This window comes from Pseudomonas sp. LBUM1666 (genome assembly GCF_059695775.1).
In genome coordinates this window covers 2,242,744-2,268,628 of the sequence record NZ_CP166789.1, presented here as the reverse complement: position 1 = coordinate 2,268,628, position 25,885 = coordinate 2,242,744, and the positions used below count along the sequence as shown (strand labels likewise).

Genomic DNA, 25,885 nt, shown 5'->3' with positions numbered 1-25,885 from the left:
TCAACACTTCAAGATGTCGGAGATAACGGATATGTCCCTACGCACCCTGCTCACCACGCTGCTGATGAGCTGCAGTTTTTCGGCCATGGCAGCCACCGAGATCGTGCCGCTGAACTACCGCACCAGCGACGACATGCTGCCGATGGCGCAGGATTTCATCGGCAAGGATGGCCAGGTCAGCGCCTACGGCAACCAGCTAATTGTCAATGCCGATCAGCGCAAGATCGACGAACTTAAGGCCTTGATCACGCAACTCGATGTGGCCGCCAAACGTCTGTTGATCACTGTCGACACCAACGAAAACAACTTTCAGGGTGATCAGGGTTACTCGGTAAACGGCGCAAAACCGAGTCAGACCCGCATCATCAACCGCAGCACCGACAGCCGTGACGGCGGGATTCAGCAGATCCAGGCCAGCGAAGGGGCGCCGGCACTGATCCAGGTCGGCCAGAGCGTTCCGCTCACCAGCACTCAGACCGATTCCTACGGCGATCTGCGAAGCCAGACCGAATACCGCAACGTCACCCAAGGTTTCTACGTCACGGCCAGCGTCACCGGCGACATCGTTCACCTGGCGATCAGTACTAATCGTGACCGCCTGAGCCAGGAACGTCCCGATGTAGTGAATGTGCAAAGTACCGACACAACTGTCACGGGGCGACTGGGTGAATGGATCACCCTGGCCGGCGTGAACCGCCAGACTCAGGCCGACAAACAGGGCCAGACCCGCAGCTACTCGACTCAGGGCCGTGACGACATGACCCTGCGGGTGAAAGTCGATACTTTGGACTAAACCACCAAAAACTGACTGATTAGTCGTATTAGACCAAAGATGTAGTGCCATAAAAAAAGCACTACAAAACGTTTGACGATACAAAAAAGCAAAGGCATGATGGCCTCGCTCCCGCTAATCAGGGGCCCTGGCAAGGGCCTTCGAGGCGACGCTCGCAAGTACCCCGCGAGCCGCTTCGTGTCTGTACCGCCCACAAGGTGTGTTTGACGAGGTTGCCGACTGGAACGAAGTTGTCCCGAGGGACGGAAGCGTAATTAGGTAACCCGGCTCCACACTGAAGTTCGCACCAAGGCCCACGACGCCCGAATGCGCTCGCCAGTTCGCCCTTACCTGCTCACTTCCCCTCGAGCCCATCGTTCATCCCGTCGCCATCCCCGCCGAATCCGACTTGACCACCTAAGCTTCTGGTCAGCGAGCAGCCTTTTACGCCCCCCCTTGAAAGGCGTACTTGGCACGCAGGAATTGTCCACCCAGAACCACTTTCGATTAAAGACGCGACGAGGTTTATCCCCATGGCACTGACACGCGAACAGCAAATTGCAGCCCTCGAAAAAGATTGGGCTGAAAACCCACGCTGGAAAGGCGTGACACGCGCTTACTCCGCTGCTGACGTCGTCCGCCTGCGTGGCTCGGTTCAACCTGAGCACACCTTTGCAAAATTGGGCGCCGAGAAGCTTTGGAACCTGGTGACCCAGGGCGCCAAGCCGTCCTTCCGTCCTGAGAAAGATTTCGTCAACTGCATGGGCGCCCTGACCGGCGGCCAGGCTGTACAACAAGTTAAAGCCGGTATCCAGGCGATCTACCTGTCGGGCTGGCAAGTCGCTGCGGACAACAACTCCGCAGAATCGATGTACCCGGACCAGTCGCTGTACCCGGTGGATTCGGTTCCAACCGTGGTCAAGCGCATCAACAACTCGTTCCGTCGTGCTGACCAGATCCAGTGGAAAGCCGGCAAAGGTCCGGGCGACGAAGGTTACATCGACTACTTCGCTCCAATCGTGGCGGACGCCGAAGCCGGTTTCGGCGGCGTACTGAACGCTTACGAGCTGATGAAGAGCATGATCGAAGCAGGCGCTGCCGGCGTTCACTTCGAAGACCAACTGGCTTCCGTGAAAAAATGTGGCCACATGGGCGGCAAAGTACTGGTTCCTACCCAGGAAGCTGTACAGAAGCTGACCGCTGCTCGTCTGGCGGCTGACGTTGCCGGTACTCCGACCATCATTCTGGCTCGTACCGACGCTAACGCGGCTGACCTGCTGACTTCCGATTGCGACCCGTACGACAAAGAGTTCGTGACTGGCGAACGTACTCAGGAAGGTTTCTACAAAGTGCGCGCTGGTCTCGACCAGGCCATCTCCCGCGGCTTGGCTTACGCTCCGTACGCCGACCTGATCTGGTGCGAAACCGCCAAGCCGGACCTGGACGAGGCTCGTCGCTTCGCTGAAGCGATCAAAAAGGAATACCCGGACCAACTGCTGTCGTACAACTGCTCGCCTTCCTTCAACTGGAAGAAAAACCTGGACGACGCGACCATCGCCAAGTTCCAGCGCGAACTGTCCGCCATGGGTTACAAGCACCAGTTCATCACCCTGGCCGGCATTCACAACATGTGGCACAGCATGTTCAACCTGGCGCACGACTACGCCCGCAACGACATGACTGCCTACGTGAAGCTGCAAGAGCAAGAGTTCGCTGACGCTGCCAAGGGTTACACCTTCGTGGCTCACCAGCAGGAAGTGGGCACCGGCTACTTCGACGACATGACCACCGTTATTCAAGGTGGCTCGTCTTCGGTAACCGCGCTGACCGGTTCGACTGAAGAAGAACAGTTCCACTGATCTGCTTCACCTGAGCAAACGGCCGTTGCGGACCGAATAGAAAGCTAACCGCAACGCCGCACATCTAACGCCCCGACTGGTTCGGGGCGTTTTTTTGTCCGCGTTTTTTCCATCACTTCGACGGATCATACTGAGGTCGCGTAGCGGTTCCTCCTGGCAGCAAGCAGTAGACAACCTCCCCCGAACAAGATGCCCAACAGCCCGTAGATACTCCAGCTCAGCTGGAAACCGATCCCGGTGATCAGCGAGGCACCAATACCTACGGACACCATCCTCGCCCCCGCCAGCAGGATAGGAATAAGGGAGAACAGACTGGCCTGGGTTTGTAATGTGGTTTTCTGCGCAATCAACGCAGTGACATAGGTAACGCCGAGAATCTCACCCAGCGTCCAGAAGAAAACAAACGAGAGGATCACAATGGTCTGCTCGAAAAAGGCATAGGCGCCAAATCCGATACCGTAAAAAACCGCCGCCAGGGACAGATTGGTCAGCGCCCCGAAACGCGACGTCACTGCAATCAGTGGTTGCGTCAACACGACTACTAGCAACGCATTGACGATACCTACCGCGCCGAACAGGCCGGCGGCCTTCCCCGCCGTCACCCCATCAAGCCATAGAGGCAACTGATACTCGCGCTGTGCATCCAGCACCGACAATGCAAAGAACATGGCGCCTGCAACGATCACGATCCTTGGCACATCGACTAATGCGCCGATGGAAGCCCTTCTGGCTTCAGCCACAGTGCTCTGGCGTTCCGGCAGCGCCAGAAAGACACTGGCTAAAAGGCACAACACACTGGCGACCATCGCAAACAGCATCAGATAGTGGCTATCGAGGCCGAGCAAGTACCCACCAATCACGAACAGCAACGCTCCCCCCAAATTGCTGGCCAGGTGCAGATAGCCAAAAGAGGCGATGCGATTACTTTCGTCCGCCGCCAGGGACGTAAGAACACTGAATACCGGCGTGATCAGGCCCGCGCACAGCATGAACAACAGCACCATCGCAATGGATGCAATCGATGAACTGAATACAGCAGCGAACAACAAAAACAGCGATGAACAGGACGAGGTACAGATCAAAAGTGTCCGGAAGGAACAACGACCGATCAGCGCCCCGCCCAACAGATTGCCCAGCAGATAAAACGCCGACATCAGCGTGATCACCCAAGCCACCGCAGAACTGTCGAGCTGGTAGTGCCACTGGAAAAACAAGGCAGCAAAAGGCCCCAACGCGTTGGCCATGACGAACAGCAATCGGAGAAAAACGATATTGCGCATCCCTGCCGCCAGACCAATCTTTTTCAGCCACACCGTCACTTGAGGATCACCTTGACGCTCCGCAAGTTCGAAACGCTGGCCCTTTCGGCCATCCGGCGCTTTATTTTCACATCGCTCAAGCAAGCCGCACTGCCGCGCTCTCGCAATATTGCCATCAGGAATGTTTTGAGATCCGACGCCGAAGGAACAACCACACGCAGCATATTGTGGAGCAGGCCGAAGCTGTGAGGGTACTGTGAACAGTTGCTGACGCGGATATTGGCCTGAGCGAAAGCGTCGGCCAGACGACCATCGTGCTCATCTTGCAGCAACAGAAAGTTCGTATCGCTCTCGTACACGACGATCGAGTTGGCCCGGCAGACTTCGATAATTTCACTCTTGATCTGCGCGAGATTGTCGTGCGCCTGCTGCAAGGTTTCCTGGTTCTGCAAGCAAAACAGCGCAGCTTTCACGGCCACATGGTTTACATCCCAGGGGCCGCGCACCTTCATCAATTCACGAATTGATTCCGGTCGCGTGACCACATACCCCAGGCGCAACCCGGCAAGACCGAAGTACTTGGAGAACGAACGAATGACAAATAGCTGCCTGACCGCGCTGAACGTATCCAGACATGATTGTTGCAGGTACTCAAAGTAGCATTCGTCAACGATCATCGGCTTGTCTTGCCTTACACAAGCCTCGACAAGAACTTTCAATTGCTCAGGATCGGTGCATACGCCCAGGGGATTGTTGGGATTACACAGGATCAGTCCCTGGCTGGTTCGCAAGGATTCGAGTACAGCCTCGGTGGGCAGCACGAATTTTTCGGCTTGTTTCTCGAAACCCACGATCACCGGCACCACGCCATTGACGTCGAGCATCTGGTAATAGAAGGAAAAAACCGGAGAGGGAACAACCACCCGATCCCCAGGCGAAAACAGTAACCGTATCACCAGATCGATTGCCTGATCCGCCCCATTGGTCAGCAGCAAACTGTCGGTCGAAACCTTGCAGTACTTTGCCAGCTCGTTAAGGAGCGGCTGATAATTGGGGTAGGTAAACAGATCCTGGGGCTTCAATTCGGTGGCAATAAACCCTGCCAGAAACTTATGTAAAAACTGGTTTTCATTCAGATCCAGCAATACCGATGAAAGATCGCGCTCCGGCGCCTTCCATAATCCGGAACACGAGATGTGATCGTGAAACTTCATTTGTGCATCCCTCCATAGATCACCTGTTCGCCAAGCTCATACATCTGCCTGACCTCTTCACCGCTGGCATACACCACCGACTTCCCCGTAGCCGCCGACAGGTATTGGCTGGTAATCAACCGGGTGATTTCCGCAGTGAATGCCACGGCACGATGAAACGCCTCGGACAGGTCGCGGCCAAAACAGGTAATGCCATGACTGGGCATGACAATGCAGTTGGTGTCATTGGCGCAGCGGCCAATCGCACTGACATCCAGCTCGACATTCATACCCGCGCCGAGAATGCACGGCGGCTTGCCCATTACCAGTGCCGTGTCGTTCGACACATACTCCATCTCACGCCACTGCATGACAGCGAAGAAGGAAATGACTTCATTGGGATGAAGATGCACCGTCGCATTGACATCGGCGCGACAACGCATGATTTCCCGGTGCATCTGGTGCCCCAGGCTGGGTCTGAAACAACCGTGCAAAAGCTCATCGGATTGCATATCCAACACAGACAGATGTTCAAGACCGCACTCTTCCAGGGAGATGCCGCGGTGTTTGGTGTAGATCACTTCGCGCTGCCAGTACGAGCAGTGGCTGCGTACAGCGACATTGCCCAGCGTATTGACCAGCAGTTGTCGCGCCGCCAGGCGCTGACCGTATTGAACAATGCTGTTGCCGATTTTCACGTCGAACCAGGCCGGCAACCCGGCTCGGGAAGATTCAAGTCCCGCCAGTTTCAATTCAGGCATATCCCTTTGCCTCCCCCGATACGCAATCGGGATTAACCACTGTTTTGGCTATTTTTCCCTGTATCAGACCCAGCATCGTTTCCAAGGCATTGGCCTTCAATTGGGCCAGAGAACGCTCGCTGTAAAATGCGGCATGCGGCGTCAATAACACACGCTCATGTTCGATCAGGGCCTGGGGAGGTGCCGGTTCCTCCTGTACGACATCCAGCAGTGCCATGGACACGACCCCGGCCTGCAAGGCCCGGAGCAGAGCATCGGTATCGACGATGCCTCCTCGCGCGGTATTGACCAGGGTCGCACCGTGCTTCATCCGTGAAAATCTCGCATCGTTCATTAAATGCACGGTGTCCGGGGTGAGAGGCAGATGCAGTGATATGACATTTGCCGTATCGAGCAACGAATCCAGCGTGCCACCCTGAGCAATACCTTCGACACAGCGCTCGACCCCGGGATCGTAAAAGCAGATCCGGTAACCCAGAGCCGCCGCTCTGCGCGCCAATGCTCGCCCTGTCGCGCCATAACCAATCAACCCCAGAACCGTGTCTGCACAGGCTTTCACCTCGCCGGTATGGGCTCGCCAGCTCCAGCCGCCTTGCCGAGTGTGCCTGGCGTAGTCGAAAAGCTTACGCTGGGCGAAGAGGATCAACGCCATGGCGTGCTCCGCGACTTCCTCCGCCCCCACAGAGCCGATGTTGGAGCAAAGAATGCCTTTCGCGCTCAATGCCTCGACATCCACATCATCGAGGCCGATGGTTGCCTTAACCAATGCGCGGCAACGATGCATCCTGGCAACCAGCGGCGCATCGACGACCACCGAATGAAAGGCGATGATCCCGTCGGCCCGGGCCAATTGCTCATCCGAGGGCCTGGATGTCACCTCTAGGCTATAGCGCTGATGCTCCGAACCCCGGACATACTCCCCAGGGTCGACATAATTCACTCTCTGCGAATCGATCATCAGAATATTCATAGGCATCTCTTCCTTCCCTAGTCGGTAGCATTCCCGATGCAAAATTTCGCGCCTGGCGACTTCAGGCGCTGAAGTAGTCGCACTGTTTGCCGATGTGCCCGGCCCTGGCCACGTCATATAGGCAGGCAGCAACGACCATGTCTTGACTGGCATGTCCAACGCTGCGGAAGTAACTCAGACCTTGTTTGCGGGTTACCGGCGAACGCTGCTCGACAGTCAAGGCACTGATCTCACGGACGTCCTTGCGATCAATCACCGACAACGCCAACGCCTGGGCAATTTCGCCCGACTCGCGGCACGCGGCGTCCAAATGATCGACATGAACCTGAGCATTGCCCAGCAACCGGGGATCGATTTCACACGCCTGCAGCGTACTGCCCCCAATGGCATTGATATGGGCATCGGGTTTGAGCTGATGCGCCCCAATCAAAGGCTGCGGGCTGTCATGGGAAGTTGTCGTGCAGACAATGTCCGCGTCAGCCAGCGCATCCTCCATGCGTTCGACAGCCTCGACCGGCTGCAAAAGCTCAATGGACAGGCGCTCGGCCAAAGCGACACTGCGGGCCAGACAACGGGAAAATATCCTGACCTGCCCAAGATCCCTGATAGCGGCCATCGCCTTGATATGCGTCGCGGCCTGAGCTCCGGCCCCTATCACCGCCAGATTGAGCCGCACCCGCAGGCAGAGCTTGTCCGTCGCCAGCGCACTCATGGCGCTGGTACGAATCGCCGTCAGGGCGGCACTGTCGAGCATCGCCAATAACCTCCCTCTTTCGATATCGATCAGCAAGACCGCGCCATTGACCGCCGAGAGCCCGTGCACTGCGTTGCCGGGATGAAACGACGACACTTTGATACCCAGCGTCTGGCTTGCGGGCAAAAAGGCCGGCATGAACAAAGAGAATGCTTTTTGTCGCTCGTGAGTGATGATCGAGCGTTGCGGAACCACGGGGGGCGAGAGTGAAAAGCCTTGGTGGGCTTTTTCGAGTGCGCGGACAAGCCTTGGCAACTCGACACAACGCCCGATATCTTCGCGATTAAGAAGCAGCATGGCTTTTCCTTTTCCATCAAAGCTTTTCGAAGGTACCGGCCATCCTCGGGCCGGCAGCACTCGTACTTGAGTGCCTCCAGTCACCGGCATCGCAATCCCGGTGGCTGAAACACCGCTGAAGACAGACGTCTAGCCGACGGGGTAGTCCTGGGAATATCCCTGCTTTGGAACCAGAAAGGTGCGCAAGTAAGTGATCACGGGAGTGGCATCCTGCTTACGACCAATGACCCTGATGGTGACGATGCCTTGGCCCGGACGCGATCGGGATTCACGCTTGGAGACAACCTCGCTCTCGGCGTACAAGGTGTCGCCGACATAGACCGGATTTGGCAGGCGAATTTCGTCCCAGCCCAGGTTGGCGATCGCCCGGGCGCTCATTGTCGCTACCGTCATGCCGCTGATAATCGACAAGGTCACCGAACTGTTGACCAGCAACTTTTTGAACTCGGTGCGCTGTGCATAAGCAACATCGATATGTGCCGGATGGTTGTTCATGTTCATCAGTGACTGCCAGATGTTGTCCAGCTCAGTCACAGTTCGGCCGGGGCGGTGTTCGAATACATCCCCCACCACAAACTCCTCGTAATGCAGCCCATAGGACTCACGGTAGCGGTTAGCACCGATCCGTTCGTGGGCCGGAATCATCGGCTCCATGGCGTTCTCCTCAAAGACCCAGTTCCTGGGCGCGCTGGATGAGTTTGCGGGCTTGCTTCACGAATGGCGGCCCCACCATCAGATTCTTCAACCGGGTGATTTTTTCACCACTGTTTTGCGCAGCCTGCACAACGGCCAGGGCATGTTCGTACTCCGCGATGGAAGGGGTGAACACCTCATTGATGATGGGGATCTGCCTTGGGTGAATGGAGGTCTTGCCACTGAATCCCAACTCCCGGGTGTCCTGGCATTCCTTCATTAGCCCTGATTCGTCATCGAGATTGAAGTAAGCGGTGTCGAACGCGGGAATACCCGCTGCGCTGGCAGCCGCGACGATGCTCCCACGCGCATGCAGGATGTTGCTCCAGCCACCAATCCGCACACCCAGGCTGGCCGCATAGTCGGCGGAACCAAAGATCAGTCCGTCGGCGCTGGATGCAATGGCGTAAATATCCCGCAGACAGGCCGGTGTTTCGACGGTGACCAGGATTTTCGGACTTTCTCCATGACGACTTAAATTGGCGCGCACTACCTCTATCTCGGCCGCCGCTTCGGTCATGGCCAAGACGATGAACTCGGGCCGCTGTTCAAGCGATTGCACCAGCAACAGATCTAGCAACCCTTGATTATCACGCAGAGGATTGATACGCAGTGCCGTACGCTGTGCAACTGAGGACCGATAGAACTGCTCGACACACAACCGGGCTTCAGCTTTCCTGGGGAGCGGAACACCGTCCTCCAGATCAATCACCATGACATCCGTCATAGCACTCTTTGCGTATTGCTCAGGGTGCAAGGCGGAGCAATACAATAAACTTCTTGGTATCGGATTAGTCATCGCAACCTCTCAACGCTGGACAGGTTTCAGGTTCAAGCGGGTCTCTTCGACCTCAGCCCTGACAGCGGAACAAAAACTCCGGACATCTTCTTGCGACATATCGGCACGCATCATCACGCGCAAACCGGATTTGTTCCTGGCCACGATGGGGAAGAATACTGCCGAGGTGTAATAACCTCGTTTGAAGACGCCCTCGGAAACAGCAATCGCCATATCCGGACTGTCCAATGGAATAACCCGAATCGGTAGACCCGACCCCGCGTGCTCCGTCTCAAACAAGCTGTCGAACAGACGAATATTGGAACTAAGTTTCTGCTGTAAAACGCCAAGCTCACTGGTCTTATGAATATCCAGGGAAGCCATGGCCGCGCCTATAGCCGCAGGATTCAGATATTGCGAATAGGACATCGGCCCGCCAAACCGACGAAAAATGCTCTGGTAGTTGGCCTTCTCTGACATGAATATGCCGCCACCATTGGCGCCAAATGCCTTGGCCAATGAATAAACAAGTATCGTCCGTGGATTGAGCTCAGGCATAAAAGTACGAATATAGCCCTCACCCCGCTCGCCGTAGGCACTTAATGAATGAGAGTCATCGAAATAGAGAAACAGTCCATACTTATCCTGCAACGCCAACAACCGCTCAATAGGTGCACTTCCTCCCATGCTGTATGCACCGTCAGCAACATACGCGACCAAGGAATGACGCTTGCACATATCCTCAATAAAATCGACATCATTGTGATTGCACGTGACAACCTGCGTTTCATCACCACAGATGGCCTTGACCTGGTTCAGTGCAAAATGGGCATATTTATCAAAGATCAAAACGGGGCGCTGGCCATCGGTGAACATGCCCGCTGCCAGCAGGGGCAGAGACGCGACGATGCCCGCGCTGCAGGAAGTCGCTGTGAAGGCTCGACAATTGAAATGGGCAGACAAGGCGTCTTCAAGCTCGTCGAGCTCTTTCAATCTTATTCTGATACGCGAGGTGGGCAGATTTACAGTACCGCTACTCAGCACATAATCCGCGGCGCGTCGCGCCAGACGCTCATCGACCTCAAGACCCAAATATGAACAAGAGCACATATTCATGAACAAATGGCCGTTCTGGTCCTGCATACGCCCCTGCTGAGTATGCTTGACACTCAAATCGGTCAACCCCGAATTTTGCGCCAGCGCCCAGGACGGATTACCAATTTCGACGGACCTGGCGGTATTAATATACTTATTTTGTTGCTCTGACATACACGACCTCAATATAAGCCTATATAACAGGAACACTTACAAACTGGCACTCATCACTAATTCAACGAAAAAACCATATATAGCGTTACACATTTTCTCGACGCCAAGGGCATAAACATCACAAGGGTGATTAATCAAGCACCTCCATGACACACCCATAAAACAAACACCCAATACAACACCACCTGACTGATCAGAGCTTACCTAACAACAGCTCACCACCAGCGTCACAATTTCAGCTTTTACTCGCACTAAAGAAATTTCCTTCATTTGCAAATGAATGGTCTGTAGGAACACTCTTAAAAGCCACCACATACCTGTCCGACCACATTAACCAGCTTTGACAGAGCCTCGAAAAAAACAAAACCAAACTTCAACTCACAACAAGAAAAAACAACCACAGGTACTATTATTAGATTTCACGCTAGCGAAAACCCATCACGACCTATGTTCAAGCATTGCGCCGCATTCAATTTTCAGGCGTACGCCCTACAGGCTTGTATTACGGAGAACGACTCATGAATGGAAGACTAAGAGGTAAACGAGCGCTTATAACAGGCGCATCGTCAGGTATTGGAAGGGCGATAGCCGAAGCCTTCATTGCCGAGGGCGCCGATGTTTTCATTACCGCTCGCACCGATGAAGCTGCGGCCCGTGAAGTCATTGAGTTAGCTGAGCACCTGGGTCAGCACGCCAGTTTCACCCTCATGGATGCCGCGAGCATCAGCACTGAGACACTCTTTGAGGAAGCCCACGCTGCCATCGGCCCCATAGATATACTCGTTAATAATCCCGCGTTTATCACCCGTACTCCATTTCTGGAACTGAGCGGCGACGAGTACGAACAAACCCTGGCAGTCAATCTGCGCTTTCCTTTTTTTGCGACTCAACGCTTCGCGAAAGACTGTATTGCACGCAGTCAGGGCGGCAGTGTCATTAACATTTCATCCGTCAGCGCTTTCAAGGCGGTCAGCCGAATGTCGGCTTATCAAGCAAGCAAGGCGGCGCTCTCGATGCTTACACGAAGCTGCGCGGTGGAACTGGCCCCCCATGGCATCAGAGTCAATACGATTTCACCCGGGCTGACCGCGACCAGTGGTAACGCCCACCAATGGCGGGACGCCCCAGCGATATGGCAGAACAGAAAAAAGGAGATTCCCATGCAGCGTGCTGGAATTCCTTCAGATATGGCAGGCGCGGCCATCCTCCTGGCATCTGACGAGTCATCCTGGATGACCGGTGCTGATCTGGTCATTGATGGGGGCCACAGCTCCATTTGAGCCCCGGAGGTCGGCCGGCCGTTGTGGACCGACTAAAAAGCTAATCGCAACGCCGCACATCTGACGCCCCGACGGGTTCGGGGCGTTTTTTGCCCGCTATTTCACGCGCACGCTCCCACAAAAAGCGCTGAAAATCATTGATCCAGAGCAGTTTTTCGACCAGGAAAAGAAGGTAAAACTACTCCGTGCGCTACTTGCAGTAACGCGCATATATGACAACTTCCCGGCCATCCACCCGTTAAACAGTTTAAAAACAGACCCAAACAATATTGATTATCATTTAGCCATGGCAATGTTCGTTACATTCCCAACAAAACAATATTGATGAAATCCCGGCTAATGCCCGAGCCGCATGGGCTGCGGGACTTTGGAGGTGCGCTATGTCCTTATTCCTATAAATAATTTCGCTATAGGAATTTTACTTGCACGGTGTTGTGCCATAAAATCAGCGGGATTGATTGCTGCGACATATCGTCACTGCTTTGTTTCTTTTCAAGCTCAGAGACCTTTGCTCTCTGTTAAGGATTACCAGCATGCCCGAAGCGACAGGACTCATGGCCCACAACTGGGGCTTTGCCATTTTCCTTCTGGGCGTCGTCGGCCTTTGTGCCTTCATGCTCGGCGTCTCCAGCCTCCTCGGGTCAAAAGCCTGGGGCCGCAGCAAAAACGAACCGTTCGAGTCCGGCATGCTACCTACAGGTGGCGCCCGCTTGCGGCTCTCAGCCAAATTCTATCTGGTCGCGATGCTCTTCGTGATCTTCGATATCGAAGCCCTCTTTCTCTTTGCCTGGTCTGTGTCCGTCCGCGAAAGCGGCTGGACCGGATTCGTCGAAGCTCTCGTTTTCATAGCAATTCTGTTGGCAGGTCTTGTCTACCTGTTCCGAGTGGGCGCCCTTGACTGGGCTCCGGAAGCTCGTCGCAAGCGGCAGGCGAAGCTGAAACAATGAGGCTTTGGCAATGCAATACAATCTCACCAGGATCGACCCCGATGCTCCTAACGAGCAGTATCCGATTGGCGAACGGGAAACCGTTTCCGATCCGTTAGAAGATCAAGTCCACAAAAACATTTTCATGGGCAAGCTCGAAGACGTGCTTAACGGCACGATCAACTGGGGGCGCAAGAACTCCCTGTGGCCGTACAACTTCGGTCTTTCGTGCTGCTACGTGGAAATGACCACCGCCTTCACGGCGCCCCACGACATCGCGCGCTTTGGCGCCGAGGTTATCCGGGCATCGCCGCGTCAGGCGGATTTCATGGTTATCGCCGGTACCTGCTTCATCAAGATGGCGCCGATCATTCAGCGTCTCTACGAGCAAATGCTCGAACCTAAATGGGTTATCTCCATGGGTTCGTGCGCCAACTCCGGTGGCATGTACGACATCTACTCCGTCGTTCAAGGGGTGGACAAGTTCCTGCCCGTGGACGTCTACGTGCCTGGCTGCCCGCCCCGTCCTGAAGCTTTTCTGCAAGGTTTGATGCTCTTGCAGGAGTCGATTGGACAGGAGCGTCGCCCGCTTTCCTGGGTCGTCGGCGATCAAGGCGTTTATCGCGCCGAGATGCCTTCGCAAAAGGAACAGCGCCGCGAACAGCGAATCGCAGTCACCAACCTGCGCAGCCCCGACGAAGTCTGATCCAGATCTGCTTCTTTTATAGAACGAGAAACTGGCTTCATTCTTTACGTTGACCGAAAGCGATAAATAACCATGACTACAGGCAGTGCTCTGTACATCCCGCCTTATAAGGCAGACGACCAGGATGTGGTCGTCGAACTGAATAACCGTTTTGGCCCCGAGGCGTTCACCGCCCAGCCTACCCGCACCGGCATGCCGGTGCTTTGGGTTGCCCGTGCCAAACTCGTCGAAGTCCTGACCTTCCTGCGCAACCTGCCCAAGCCGTACGTCATGCTCTATGACCTGCACGGCGTGGACGAGCGTCTGCGCACCAAGCGTCAAGGGCTGCCTAGCGGCGCCGACTTCACTGTGTTCTATCACTTGATGTCGATCGAACGTAATAGTGACGTAATGATCAAGGTCGCCTTGTCCGAGAGCGACCTCAGCGTGCCGACCGTGACCGGCATCTGGCCGAACGCCAACTGGTACGAGCGTGAAGTGTGGGACATGTACGGCATCAACTTTGCCGGTCACCCGCACCTGACCCGCATCATGATGCCGCCGACCTGGGAAGGTCACCCGCTGCGCAAGGACTTCCCGGCCCGTGCCACCGAGTTCGACCCGTTCAGCCTGACCCTGGCCAAGCAACAGCTTGAGGAAGAAGCCGCGCGCTTCAAGCCTGAAGACTGGGGCATGAAGCGTTCCGGTGCGAACGAGGACTACATGTTCCTCAACCTCGGTCCTAACCACCCTTCCGCGCACGGTGCATTCCGCATCATTCTGCAGCTGGACGGTGAAGAGATCGTCGATTGCGTACCGGACGTCGGTTACCACCACCGTGGTGCCGAGAAGATGGCCGAGCGTCAGTCCTGGCACAGCTTCATTCCGTACACCGACCGTATCGACTACCTCGGCGGCGTGATGAACAACCTGCCGTACGTGCTCTCGGTCGAGAAGCTGGCCGGCATCAAGGTGCCTGAGAAGGTCGACGTCATCCGCATCATGATGGCCGAGTTCTTCCGGATCACCAGCCACCTGCTGTTCCTGGGGACTTACATCCAGGACGTGGGCGCCATGACCCCGGTGTTCTTCACGTTCACCGACCGTCAGAAGGCGTACACGGTGATCGAAGCCATTACAGGCTTCCGTCTGCACCCGGCCTGGTACCGCATCGGTGGCGTCGCTCACGACCTGCCGCGCGGCTGGGAAAAACTGGTGAAAGACTTCATCGAGTGGATGCCAAAGCGTCTGGACGAGTACCAGAAAGCCGCACTGGACAACAGCATCCTGCGTGGCCGGACCATCGGCGTCGCCGCCTACAACACCAAAGAAGCCCTGGAATGGGGCGTCACCGGTTCCGGCCTGCGTTCGACCGGTTGCGATTTCGACCTGCGTAAAGCTCGACCGTACTCCGGTTACGAGAACTTCGAATTCGAAGTGCCGCTGGCGGCCAATGGCGATGCCTACGACCGTTGCATCGTGCGTGTCGAAGAAATGCGCCAGAGCCTGAAGATCATCGAGCAGTGCATGCGCAACATGCCGGAAGGCCCGTACAAGGCGGATCACCCGCTGACCACGCCGCCACCGAAAGAGCGCACCCTGCAGCACATCGAGACCCTGATCACGCACTTCCTGCAAGTTTCGTGGGGCCCGGTCATGCCGGCCAACGAATCCTTCCAGATGATCGAAGCGACCAAGGGCATCAACAGTTATTACCTGACGAGCGATGGCGGCACCATGAGCTACCGCACCCGGATTCGCACCCCAAGCTTCCCGCACTTGCAGCAGATCCCTTCGGTGATCAAAGGCAGCATGGTCGCGGACTTGATCGCGTACCTGGGTAGTATCGATTTCGTTATGGCCGACGTGGACCGCTAAGCATGAACAGCACGCTTATCCAGACAGACCGTTTCGCCCTGAGCGAAACCGAGCGCTCGGCCATCGAGCACGAGCTGCATCACTACGAAGACCCGCGCGCGGCGTCGATCGAAGCCCTGAAGATCGTCCAGAAGGAACGTGGCTGGGTGCCTGATGGCGCGCTCTACGCCATCGGCGAGATCCTCGGCATCCCGGCCAGCGACGTTGAAGGCGTGGCGACGTTCTATAGCCAGATTTTCCGCCAGCCGGTCGGCCGTCACATCATTCGCGTCTGCGACAGCATGGTCTGCTACATCGGCGGCCATGAATCCGTGGTCAGCGAAATCCAGAGCAATCTGGGCATCGGCCTGGGTCAGACCACCGCCGACGGTCGTTTCACCCTGCTGCCGGTCTGCTGCCTCGGCAACTGCGACAAGGCGCCGGCGTTGATGATCGACGACGACACATTCGGTGATGTGCAGCCTGCCGGCGTTGCCAAATTGCTCGAGGGCTACGTATGACCCTGACTTCCTTCGGTCCTGCCAACCGCATCAAGCGTTCGGCCGAGACTCATCCGCTCACCTGGCGTCTGCGTGACGACGGCGAAGCTGTCTGGCTCGACGAGTACCAGGCCAAGAACGGTTACGCGGCTGCGCGCAAAGCCTTCGCCGACATGGCTCAGGACGACATCGTCCAGACCGTGAAAGACTCCGGTCTTAAAGGTCGCGGCGGTGCAGGCTTCCCCACGGGTGTTAAGTGGGGCCTGATGCCCAAAGACGAATCCATCAACATCCGCTACCTGCTGTGCAACGCGGACGAGATGGAACCGAACACCTGGAAAGACCGCATGCTGATGGAGCAACTGCCCCATCTGCTGATCGAAGGCATGCTGATCAGTGCTCGCGCGCTGAAAACCTACCGTGGCTACATCTTCCTGCGTGGCGAATACACCACCGCCGCCAAGCACCTGAACCGTGCGGTGGAAGAAGCCAAGGCAGCGGGCCTGCTGGGTAAAAACATTCTGGGCAGCGGCTTCGATTTCGAGCTGTTCGTCCACACCGGCGCCGGGCGTTACATCTGTGGTGAAGAAACCGCACTGATCAACTCCCTCGAAGGTCGCCGCGCCAACCCGCGCTCCAAGCCGCCCTTCCCTGCCGCCGTTGGCGTGTGGGGCAAGCCGACGTGCGTGAACAACGTTGAAACCCTGTGCAACGTGCCGGCGATCATTGCCGACGGCGTGGACTGGTACAAATCGTTGGCCCGCGAAGGCAGTGAAGACATGGGCACCAAGCTCATGGGCTTCTCCGGCAAGGTCAAGAACCCGGGCCTGTGGGAATTGCCGTTCGGCGTCACCGGTCGCGAGTTGTTCGAAGACTACGCCGGCGGTATGCGCGACGGTTACAAGCTCAAGTGCTGGCAGCCAGGCGGCGCCGGTACCGGTTTCCTGTTGCCGGAACACCTGGACGCACAAATGTACGCCGGCGGCATCGCCAAAGTGGGCACCCGTATGGGTACCGGCCTGGCCATGGCGGTGGACGACAGCGTCAACATGGTTTCCCTGCTGCGCAACATGGAAGAGTTCTTCTCCCGCGAATCCTGCGGCTTCTGCACCCCGTGCCGTGACGGTCTGCCGTGGAGCGTCAAGCTTCTGCGCGCGATCGAGAACGGTGAAGGGCAAGCCGGCGATATCGAGACCCTGCTGGGTCTGGTCGGTTTCCTCGGCCCAGGCAAGACCTTCTGTGCTCACGCACCGGGCGCCGTGGAGCCGTTGGGCAGCGCAATCAAATACTTCCGCCATGAGTTCGAAGCCGGCATCGCGCCTACCAGCGCCGTCGTCCCGCCTCTGGCAAGGCCGATCGTAGTCGGCGCGTAAACGCTTAAAAAAGCGAAGGGTCCGTGCCCGCAGCTTTTCGTGTGATGACGCCGCAAGCGGCTGTGTTGATTCACGCGAATAACAAGATTCCATTAGCCACGCCCGCTGACACCGGGCCAACGAAGAACTTTGAACCATGGCCACTATCCACGTAGACGGCAAAGAGCTCGAAGTCGATGGGGCAGACAACCTGTTACAGGCATGTCTGTCGCTAGGCCTCGATATCCCTTATTTCTGCTGGCACCCAGCCCTAGGCAGCGTTGGCGCTTGCCGCCAGTGCGCGGTCAAGCAGTACACCGACGAAAACGACAAGCGTGGTCGGATCGTCATGTCCTGCATGACCCCCGCCACCGACGGCAGCTGGATCTCCATCGACGACGACGAAGCGAAAGTGTTTCGCGCCAGCGTCGTTGAATGGCTGATGACCAACCACCCTCACGACTGCCCGGTCTGTGAGGAAGGCGGTCACTGCCACCTGCAAGACATGACCGTGATGACCGGCCACAACGAGCGCCGTTATCGCTTCACCAAGCGTACTCACCAGAACCAGCAACTGGGCCCGTTCATTTCCCACGAAATGAACCGCTGCATCGCTTGCTACCGCTGCGTGCGCTTCTATAAGGATTACGCCGGCGGCACCGACCTCGGTGTATTCGGCGCCCACGACAACGTGTACTTCGGTCGCGTTGAAGACGGCACCCTGGAAAGCGAATTCTCCGGCAACCTCACCGAGGTCTGCCCGACCGGTGTGTTCACCGACAAGACTCACTCCGAGCGCTACAACCGCAAGTGGGACATGCAATTCTCGCCGAGCATCTGCCATGGCTGCTCCAGCGGTTGCAACATCTCCCCGGGCGAACGCTACGGTGAACTGCGTCGCATCGAAAACCGCTTCAACGGTTCGGTCAACCAGTACTTCCTGTGCGACCGTGGCCGTTTCGGCTATGGCTACGTCAACCGCAAGGATCGCCCGCGTCAGGCATTGCTGGCCAACGGCGCCAAGCTGACCCTCGACGAAGCGCTGGATAAAGCCGCCGACCTGCTGCGCGGTCGCAACATCGTCGGTATCGGTTCGCCGCGTGCCAGCCTCGAAAGCAACTACGCGTTGCGCGAACTGGTCGGCGCCGAGCACTTCTACTCCGGTATCGAAGCCGCTGAGCTGGAACGCATTCGTCTGGTCATGCAGGTGCTTAAAGACAGCCCTCTGCCGATCCCGAACATGCGCGACATCGAAGACCACGACGCGATCTTCGTCCTCGGCGAAGACCTGACCCAGACCGCTGCGCGTATGGCCCTGTCCCTGCGTCAATCGGTCAAAGGCAAAGCCGAAGACATGGCCGACGCCATGCGCGTTCAGCCTTGGCTCGACGCCGCCGTGAAGAACATCGGTCAGAACGCTCTGAACCCGCTGTTTATCGCCAGCCTGGCTGAAACCAAGCTCGACGACATCGCAGAAGAATGCGTACACGCCGCGCCAGACGACCTGGCCCGCATCGGTTTCGCCGTGGCTCACGCCCTCGACGCCAGCGCGCCTGCCGTTGAAGGTCTGGACGCTGAAGCTCTTGAGCTGGCCAAGCGCATTGCCGACGCCCTGCTCGCCGCCAAGCGTCCATTGATCATTGCCGGTACCTCGTTGGGTTCCAAGGCGCTGATCGAAGCCGCGGCAAACATCGCCAAAGCCCTGAAGCTGCGCGAGAAGAACGGTTCCATCAGCCTGATCGTGCCAGAGGCCAACAGCCTCGGCCTGGCCATGCTTGGCGGCAACTCGGTTGACGAAGCGCTGCAAGCGGTGATCGACGGTAAGGCCGACGCCATCGTCGTGCTGGAAAACGATCTGTACACCCGTACCGACAAAACCCGTGTCGATGCTGCCCTGAACGCCGCGAAAGTGGTGATCGTGGCGGACCATCAGAAGACCGCCACCAGCGATCGCGCGCACCTGGTTCTGCCAGCCGCCAGCTTCGCGGAAGGCGACGGTACGCTGGTCAGCCAGGAAGGTCGCGCCCAGCGCTTCTTCCAGGTCTTCGACCCGACTTACCTCGACGCAAGCATCATGGTTCACGAAGGCTGGCGCTGGCTGCATGCCCTGCGCGCTACCTTGTTGAACCAGCCGATCGACTGGACCCAACTGGACCACGTCACCGCTGCCTGTGCCGCAAGCACTCCGCAACTGGCCGGCATTGTTAGCGCCGCTCCGTCCGCCGCGTTCCGCATCAAGGGCCTGAAACTGGCTCGCGAACCACTGCGTTACTCGGGTCGTACCGCCATGCGCGCCGACATCAGCGTGCACGAACCGCGTACTTCCCAGGATAACGACACCGCGTTCTCGTTCTCCATGGAAGGTTACTCGGGCTCGGTTGAACCGCGTCAGCAAGTGCCATTCGCCTGGTCGCCGGGCTGGAACTCGCCGCAAGCCTGGAACAAGTTCCAGGACGAAGTCGGTGGTCACATCCGCGCTGGCGACCCGGGCACTCGCCTGATCGAAAGCACCGGCGACTCGTTGAACTGGTTCGCCAGTGTTCCTCGCGCGTTCAACCCGGCTCCGGGCACCTGGCAGGTTGTGCCGTTCTTCCACCTGTTCGGCAGCGAAGAGAACTCTTCCAAAGCCGCGCCGGTTCAGGAACGCATCCCGGCCGCTTACGTGTCGCTGGCCAAATCCGAGGCCGACCGTTTGGGTGTCAATGACGGTGCACTGCTCAGTTTGAGCGTTGCTGGCCAGACCCTGCGTCTGCCGCTGCGCATCAACGAAGAGCTGGGTGCCGGCCTGGTCGCATTGCCGGCCGGTATCGCCGGCATTCCGCCAGCGATCTTTGGCAAATCCGTTGACGGTCTGCAGGAGGCAGCTCAATGACCTGGTTCACGCCTGAAGTGATTGACGTGATCATCGCGGTCCTCAAGGCCATCGTGATTCTGCTCGCCGTGGTGGTGTGCGGCGCGCTGCTGAGCTGGGTCGAGCGTCGTCTGCTCGCCCTCTGGCAGGACCGTTACGGTCCGAACCGCGTTGGCCCGTTCGGCGCGTTCCAGATCGCGGCCGACATGATCAAGATGTTCTTCAAGGAAGACTGGACCCCGCCGTTCGCCGACAAAGTGATCTTCACCTTGGCACCGGTCGTGGCCATGAGCGCCTTGCTGATTGCGTTCGCGATCATCCCGATCACCCCGACCTGGGGTGTGGCGGACATCAACATCGGCATCCTGTTCTTCTTCGCCATGGCCGGTCTGTCGGTCTACGCGGTGCTGTTCGCCGGCTGGTCGAGTAACAACAAGTTCGCCCTGTTGGGCAGCTTGCGGGCCTCGGCACAAACCGTGTCGTACGAAGTGTTCATGGGCCTGTCGCTGATGGGCATCGTGATCCAGGTTGGCTCGTTCAACATGCGCGACATCGTTGAATATCAAGCCCAGAACCTGTGGTTCGTCATTCCGCAGATTTTCGGTTTCCTGACCTTCTTCATCGCTGGCGTCGCCGTGACTCACCGTCACCCGTTCGACCAGCCGGAAGCGGAGCAGGAACTGGCCGACGGTTACCACATTGAATACGCCGGCATGAAATGGGGCATGTTCTTCGTCGGCGAGTACATCGGCATCGTGTTGATTTCGGCGCTGCTGGTGACCTTGTTCTTCGGTGGCTGGCACGGTCCGTTCGGCATTCTGCCGCAGATCCCGTTCATCTGGTTCGCACTGAAAACCGCGTTCTTCATCATGTTCTTCATCCTGCTGCGCGCCTCGATTCCGCGCCCACGGTATGACCAAGTGATGGATTTCAGCTGGAAGTTCTGCCTGCCGCTGACCCTCGTCAACATGCTGGTGACCGCTGCGATCGTGTTGCTCAACACGCCCGCCGTCGCGGCTCAGTGAGGATAGAGAATCATGAAGTACATATTTGACATCGTGCATGGCTTCTTCACCCAGCTTCGCAGCCTGGTGATGATCTTCGGCCACGCCTTCCGCAAGCGCGACACGCTGCAATACCCGGAAGAGGCGGTGTACCTGCCGCCGCGTTTCCGTGGCCGTATCGTGCTGACCCGCGACCCCGACGGCGAAGAGCGTTGCGTAGCCTGCAACCTGTGCGCCGTGGCGTGCCCGGTCGGTTGCATCTCGCTGCAGAAAGCTGAAACCGATGACGGTCGCTGGTACCCGGAGTTTTTCCGTATCAACTTCTCGCGCTGCATTTTCTGCGGCCTCTGCGAGGAAGCCTGCCCGACCACCGCAATCCAGCTGACACCGGATTTCGAGATGGCCGAGTTCAAACGTCAGGACCTGGTGTACGAGAAAGAAGATCTGTTGATCTCCGGCCCCGGCAAAAACCCTGATTACAACTTCTATCGTGTTGCAGGTATGGCGATTGCCGGTAAGCCAAAAGGCTCCGCGCAGAATGAAGCCGAACCGATCAACGTGAAGAGCTTGCTGCCTTAAGGAAGAAAGATGGAATTCGCTTTCTATTTCGCATCGGGTATCGCTGTTGTGTCCACGCTTCGCGTGATCACCAACACCAACCCCGTGCACGCCCTGCTCTACCTGATCATTTCGCTGATTGCCGTGGCGATGACGTTCTTCGCCCTCGGCGCACCGTTTGCCGGTGTGCTGGAAGTGATCGCCTACGCTGGCGCCATCATGGTGCTGTTCGTGTTCGTGGTGATGATGCTGAACCTGGGGCCCGCCTCGGTTCAGCAAGAGCGCGTCTGGCTCAAGCCTGGCATCTGGCTCGGCCCGGTCGCACTCGGGGCCCTGCTGCTGGTTGAACTGCTGTACGTGCTGTTCAGCGACGCCAGCGGCCAAGCCATCGGCCACACCACCGTAGACGCCAAGGCCGTGGGCATCAGCCTGTTCGGTCCTTATCTGCTGGTGGTCGAACTCGCCTCGATGCTGCTGCTTGCCGCAGCCGTCACGGCGTTCCACTTGGGCCGCAACGAAGCCAAGGAGCAATGACGATGCCTGCTATCCCTTTGGAGCATGGTCTGGCGGTCGCCGGCATCCTGTTCTGCCTCGGTCTGGTCGGCCTGATGGTCCGCCGCAACATTCTCTTCGTGCTGATGAGCCTGGAGATCATGATGAATGCCTCCGCTTTGGCCTTCATCGTCGCCGGTAGCCGCTGGGGCCAGCCGGATGGACAGATCATGTTCATCCTGGTGATCAGCCTGGCAGCCGCCGAGGCCAGTATTGGCCTGGCGATTCTGTTGCAGCTGTATCGCCGCTTCCACACTCTCGATATCGACGCTGCCAGCGAGATGCGCGGATGAATCTTCTCTATCTGACTTTCGTATTCCCTCTTATAGGTTTCCTGCTGCTGTCGTTCTCACGCGGCCGCTTCTCGGAAAACCTGTCGGCGCTGATTGGCGTCGGTTCCATCGGCCTGTCTGCCATCGTCACGGCTTACGTGATCTGGCAATTCAACGTCGCGCCACCTGAAGGCGGCCACTACACCCAGGTGTTGTGGCAGTGGATGGCGGTGGAAGGCTTCACGCCTAACTTCGCGCTGTACCTGGATGGTCTGTCCCTGACCATGCTCGGTGTAGTGGTCGGCGTCGGCTTCCTGATCCACCTGTTCGCGTCCTGGTACATGCGCGGTGAAGCCGGTTACTCGCGCTTCTTCGCCTACACCAACCTGTTTATCGCCAGCATGCTGTTCCTGGTCCTGGGCGATAACCTGTTGTTCCTGTACTTCGGTTGGGAAGGCGTGGGCCTGTGCTCGTACCTGTTGATCGGTTTCTACTACAGCAACCGCAACAACGGCAACGCGGCACTCAAAGCCTTCATCGTCACCCGTATCGGCGACGTGTTCATGGCTATCGGCCTGTTCATCCTGTTCGCGCAACTGGGCACGCTGAACATCCAGGAACTGCTGGTGCTGGCGCCACAGAAATTCCAGGCCGGCGACTTCTGGATGGTCATGGCGACCCTGATGCTGCTGGGCGGCGCTGTCGGTAAATCCGCGCAACTGCCGCTGCAAACCTGGCTGGCGGACGCGATGGCCGGTCCTACTCCGGTTTCGGCACTGATCCACGCCGCAACCATGGTGACCGCCGGTGTCTACCTGATCGCCCGAACCCACGGCCTGTTCACCCTGGCGCCGGATATCCTGCACCTGGTGGGCGTTGTCGGCGGCGTGACTCTGGTGTTGGCCGGTTTTGCCGCACTGGTTCAGACCGACATCAAACGTATCCTTGCCTACTCGACCATGAGCCAGATCGGCTACATGTTCCTGGCGCTGGGCGTTGGCGCATGGGATGGCGCGATTTTCCACCTGATGACCCACGCCTTCTTCAAGGCGCTGCTGTTCCTTGCGTCCGGTGCGGTGATCGTTGCCTGCCACCACGAGCAGAACATCTTCAAGATGGGCGGCCTGTGGAAGAAGCTGCCACTGGCCTACGCCAGCTTCATCGTCGGCGGCGCGGCTCTGTCGGCCCTGCCATTGGTGACCGCAGGCTTCTACTCCAAGGACGAAATCCTCTGGGAAGCGTTTGCCAGCGGCAACCACGGTCTGCTCTACGCAGGTCTGGTCGGTGCGTTCATGACGTCGCTGTACACCTTCCGCCTGATCTTCATCGCGTTCCACGGTGAAGTGAAGACCGAAGCGCACGCCGGTCACGGCATCGCTCACTGGCTGCCACTGTCGGTGCTGATCGTATTGTCTACCGCCATTGGCGCGATGATCGTTCCACCGCTGCACGGCGTGCTGCCGGAAAGCGTCGGCCATGCCGGCGGCGAAGCCAAGCACAGTCTGGAAATCGCCTCGGGCGCCATTGCCCTGGCCGGTATCCTGCTTGCCGCGCTGCTGTTCCTCGGCAAGCGCCGTTTCGTCACTGCAATCGCCAACAGCGGCATCGGCCGCTTCCTTTCGGCCTGGTGGTTCGCTGCCTGGGGCTTCGACTGGATCTACGACAAACTGTTCGTCAAGCCATACCTTGCGATCAGCCACGCACTGCGCAGAGACCCGCTAGACCAGACCATCGGTCTGATCCCGCGTATGGCCAAAGGCGGTCACACCGCCCTGAGCCGTACCGAAACCGGTCAACTGCGTTGGTACGCGGCATCGATGGCAGCCGGCTCCGTGCTGGTCATCGGCGCCATCGTGCTGGTAGCGGTCTGATATGAACCTTGCGAACTTGCGAAAGGAATTGAGCCCGTCATGATTCTGCCTTGGCTAATCCTGATCCCCTTCATCGGCGGCCTGCTGTGCTGGATGGGTGAGCGCTTCGGCGCTACCCTCCCCCGCTGGATTGCGCTGTTGACCATGACCCTGGAACTCGCGCTCGGCCTCTGGCTGTGGGCCCACGGTGATTATTCATTTGCTCCGGCCCCTGGCGCCGATCCGACCTGGGTACTTGAGTTCAAGCACATCTGGATCGAGCGCTTCGGCATCAGCGTGCACCTGGCCCTCGACGGCCTGTCGCTGTTGATGATCCTGCTGACCGGTCTGCTGGGTATCCTCTCGGTACTCTGCTCGTGGAAAGAAATCCAGCGTCACGTCGGCTTCTTCCACTTGAACCTGATGTGGATCCTGGGCGGTGTCGTCGGCGTGTTCCTCGCCCTCGACCTGTTCATGTTCTTCTTCTTCTGGGAAATGATGCTGGTGCCGATGTACTTCCTCATCGCGCTCTGGGGTCACAGTTCTTCGGACGGCAAGAAAACCCGGATCTACGCGGCGACCAAGTTCTTCATCTTCACTCAGGCGTCCGGCCTGATCATGTTGGTGGCGATCCTGGGCCTGGTACTGGTCAACTTCAACGACACCGGCGTGATTACCTTCAACTACGCCGACCTGTTGAAAACCAAGATGTCGCTGACCACCGAGTACATCCTGATGCTCGGCTTCTTCATCGCCTTCGCGGTGAAGCTGCCAGTGGTGCCGTTCCACTCCTGGTTGCCTGACGCTCACGCCCAGGCGCCAACCGCAGGTTCGGTCGACCTGGCCGGTATCTTGTTGAAAACGGCTGCTTACGGTCTGCTGCGTTTCGCCCTGCCGCTGTTCCCGAATGCCTCGGCCGAGTTTGCGCCGATCGCCATGACCCTCGGTCTGATCGGGATCTTCTACGGTGCGTTCCTGGCCTTCGCACAAACCGACATCAAGCGTCTGATTGCCTACTCCTCCGTTTCCCACATGGGCTTCGTGTTGATCGGCATCTACTCCGGCAGCCAACTGGCGCTGCAGGGCGCGGTGATGCAGATGCTGGCGCACGGTCTGTCGGCCGCGGCACTCTTTATCCTCAGTGGTCAGCTGTACGAGCGCACTCACACCCGCGATATGCGTGAGATGGGTGGATTGTGGTCGAAGATCGCTTACCTGCCGGCCATCAGCCTGTTCTTTGCAGCCGCGTCCTTGGGCTTGCCGGGGACCGGTAACTTTGTGGGTGAGTTCCTGATCCTGATCGGCACGTTCCCGAGCGCTCCATGGATCACTATCATCGCGACGTCCGGTCTGGTGTTCGGTTCGGTCTACTCGCTGATCATGATCCACCGTGCCTACTTCGGCCCGTCCAAATCGGACGCGGTGTTGCATGGCATGGATGGTCGCGAACTGATCATGGTGGTCGGTCTGGCGGCGCTGCTGATTTACATCGGCGTGTACCCGCAACCGTTCCTCGATACCTCTGCTGCGACGATGCATGGCGTGCAGCAATGGCTCGGCACCGCCTTCACTCAACTCGCTTCGGCCCGGTAA

23 protein-coding genes are annotated in these 25,885 nt (G+C 57.8%); 15 read left to right on the top strand and 8 right to left on the bottom strand.

Translation table 11 applies throughout. The features are described 5' to 3' along the window. Window positions 1-31 precede the first annotated feature (31 nt). Both ACA056_RS10275 and aceA read left to right on the top strand, forming a co-directional pair. Window positions 32-793: a secretin N-terminal domain-containing protein gene (locus tag ACA056_RS10275; RefSeq protein ID WP_497272419.1), complete on the top strand. Its 762-nt coding sequence runs from the start codon at window positions 32-34 to the stop codon at window positions 791-793. 512 nt (window positions 794-1,305) lie between these two features. Then, entirely contained in the window at window positions 1,306-2,631 is a 1,326-nt protein-coding gene (aceA, locus tag ACA056_RS10270) for an isocitrate lyase (RefSeq protein WP_282377694.1), read from the top strand. Window positions 2,632-2,756: 125 nt separating this feature from the next. On the opposite strand, the gene ACA056_RS10265 is transcribed toward aceA, so the two are convergent. The 8 genes from ACA056_RS10265 to ACA056_RS10230 all read right to left on the bottom strand — a co-directional run bounded on the left by ACA056_RS10265 (window position 2,757) and on the right by ACA056_RS10230 (window position 10,605). After that, window positions 2,757-3,950, bottom strand: a complete 1,194-nt coding sequence (locus tag ACA056_RS10265; protein WP_497272417.1) for an MFS transporter — start codon at window positions 3,948-3,950, stop codon at window positions 2,757-2,759. Then, window positions 3,947-5,104 carry a pyridoxal phosphate-dependent aminotransferase gene (locus ACA056_RS10260; RefSeq protein WP_497272415.1) on the bottom strand — a complete coding sequence of 386 codons (1,158 nt, stop codon included), beginning with the start codon at window positions 5,102-5,104 and terminating at the stop codon, window positions 3,947-3,949. The genes ACA056_RS10265 and ACA056_RS10260 overlap by 4 nt, the downstream gene beginning before the upstream one ends. Beyond that, on the bottom strand, window positions 5,101-5,844 hold the full coding sequence (locus ACA056_RS10255) for a class II aldolase/adducin family protein (RefSeq protein ID WP_497272413.1): 744 nt from the start codon (window positions 5,842-5,844) through the stop codon (window positions 5,101-5,103). Before ACA056_RS10255 ends, ACA056_RS10260 begins: the two co-directional genes overlap by 4 nt. Beyond that, window positions 5,837-6,814: an NAD(P)-dependent oxidoreductase gene (locus ACA056_RS10250; RefSeq protein ID WP_497272411.1), complete on the bottom strand. Its 978-nt coding sequence runs from the start codon at window positions 6,812-6,814 to the stop codon at window positions 5,837-5,839. Before ACA056_RS10250 ends, ACA056_RS10255 begins: the two co-directional genes overlap by 8 nt. A 61-nt stretch (window positions 6,815-6,875) precedes the next feature. Continuing rightward, on the bottom strand, window positions 6,876-7,925 hold the full coding sequence (locus ACA056_RS10245; protein ID WP_497272409.1) for an ornithine cyclodeaminase family protein: 1,050 nt from the start codon (window positions 7,923-7,925) through the stop codon (window positions 6,876-6,878). 69 nt (window positions 7,926-7,994) lie between these two features. Continuing rightward, entirely contained in the window at window positions 7,995-8,519 is a 525-nt protein-coding gene (locus ACA056_RS10240) for a MaoC family dehydratase (RefSeq protein WP_497272407.1), read from the bottom strand. A 10-nt stretch (window positions 8,520-8,529) separates the two neighbouring features. Next, window positions 8,530-9,357 carry an HpcH/HpaI aldolase/citrate lyase family protein gene (locus tag ACA056_RS10235; RefSeq protein ID WP_497272405.1) on the bottom strand — a complete coding sequence of 276 codons (828 nt, stop codon included), beginning with the start codon at window positions 9,355-9,357 and terminating at the stop codon, window positions 8,530-8,532. Window positions 9,358-9,366: 9 nt separating this feature from the next. Next, on the bottom strand, window positions 9,367-10,605 hold the full coding sequence (locus ACA056_RS10230; protein WP_497272403.1) for an aminotransferase class I/II-fold pyridoxal phosphate-dependent enzyme: 1,239 nt from the start codon (window positions 10,603-10,605) through the stop codon (window positions 9,367-9,369). Between the two features lie 518 nt (window positions 10,606-11,123). Between ACA056_RS10230 and ACA056_RS10225 the strand changes: the two genes are divergently transcribed. From ACA056_RS10225 to nuoM, 13 genes are all read left to right on the top strand, one after another. Beyond that, on the top strand, window positions 11,124-11,885 hold the full coding sequence (locus tag ACA056_RS10225) for an SDR family NAD(P)-dependent oxidoreductase (protein WP_497272401.1): 762 nt from the start codon (window positions 11,124-11,126) through the stop codon (window positions 11,883-11,885). 533 nt (window positions 11,886-12,418) lie between these two features. Further along, window positions 12,419-12,832: an NADH-quinone oxidoreductase subunit A gene (locus ACA056_RS10220; RefSeq protein ID WP_003223812.1), complete on the top strand. Its 414-nt coding sequence runs from the start codon at window positions 12,419-12,421 to the stop codon at window positions 12,830-12,832. Between the two features lie 10 nt (window positions 12,833-12,842). Then, window positions 12,843-13,517 carry a NuoB/complex I 20 kDa subunit family protein gene (locus tag ACA056_RS10215; RefSeq protein WP_008146035.1) on the top strand — a complete coding sequence of 225 codons (675 nt, stop codon included), beginning with the start codon at window positions 12,843-12,845 and terminating at the stop codon, window positions 13,515-13,517. A 72-nt stretch (window positions 13,518-13,589) separates the two neighbouring features. Continuing rightward, a complete protein-coding gene (gene nuoC / locus ACA056_RS10210; protein WP_008146037.1) occupies window positions 13,590-15,374 on the top strand; it encodes an NADH-quinone oxidoreductase subunit C/D in 1,785 nt (594 codons plus the stop codon). A 2-nt stretch (window positions 15,375-15,376) separates the two neighbouring features. Continuing rightward, entirely contained in the window at window positions 15,377-15,874 is a 498-nt protein-coding gene (gene nuoE, locus ACA056_RS10205) for an NADH-quinone oxidoreductase subunit NuoE (protein ID WP_008146039.1), read from the top strand. Beyond that, window positions 15,871-17,226, top strand: coding sequence for an NADH-quinone oxidoreductase subunit NuoF (gene nuoF / locus ACA056_RS10200; RefSeq protein WP_008146041.1), 1,356 nt, complete (start codon window positions 15,871-15,873; stop codon window positions 17,224-17,226). Before nuoE ends, nuoF begins: the two co-directional genes overlap by 4 nt. Window positions 17,227-17,362: 136 nt before the next feature. Then, window positions 17,363-20,077, top strand: coding sequence for an NADH-quinone oxidoreductase subunit NuoG (gene nuoG, locus ACA056_RS10195; protein ID WP_497272398.1), 2,715 nt, complete (start codon window positions 17,363-17,365; stop codon window positions 20,075-20,077). Then, complete coding sequence (gene nuoH / locus ACA056_RS10190) at window positions 20,074-21,081, top strand: NADH-quinone oxidoreductase subunit NuoH (RefSeq protein WP_008146046.1); 1,008 nt, start codon at window positions 20,074-20,076, stop codon at window positions 21,079-21,081. Before nuoG ends, nuoH begins: the two co-directional genes overlap by 4 nt. Window positions 21,082-21,093: 12 nt before the next feature. Continuing rightward, entirely contained in the window at window positions 21,094-21,639 is a 546-nt protein-coding gene (gene nuoI, locus ACA056_RS10185) for an NADH-quinone oxidoreductase subunit NuoI (RefSeq protein ID WP_200889382.1), read from the top strand. Window positions 21,640-21,648: 9 nt separating this feature from the next. Next, on the top strand, window positions 21,649-22,152 hold the full coding sequence (gene nuoJ, locus ACA056_RS10180; RefSeq protein WP_095631557.1) for an NADH-quinone oxidoreductase subunit J: 504 nt from the start codon (window positions 21,649-21,651) through the stop codon (window positions 22,150-22,152). A 2-nt stretch (window positions 22,153-22,154) separates the two neighbouring features. Further along, on the top strand, window positions 22,155-22,463 hold the full coding sequence (gene nuoK, locus ACA056_RS10175; protein ID WP_010458852.1) for an NADH-quinone oxidoreductase subunit NuoK: 309 nt from the start codon (window positions 22,155-22,157) through the stop codon (window positions 22,461-22,463). Next, on the top strand, window positions 22,460-24,313 hold the full coding sequence (nuoL, locus tag ACA056_RS10170; RefSeq protein WP_497272394.1) for an NADH-quinone oxidoreductase subunit L: 1,854 nt from the start codon (window positions 22,460-22,462) through the stop codon (window positions 24,311-24,313). Before nuoK ends, nuoL begins: the two co-directional genes overlap by 4 nt. Window positions 24,314-24,352: 39 nt before the next feature. Continuing rightward, window positions 24,353-25,885: an NADH-quinone oxidoreductase subunit M gene (gene nuoM / locus ACA056_RS10165; RefSeq protein ID WP_497272392.1), complete on the top strand. Its 1,533-nt coding sequence runs from the start codon at window positions 24,353-24,355 to the stop codon at window positions 25,883-25,885.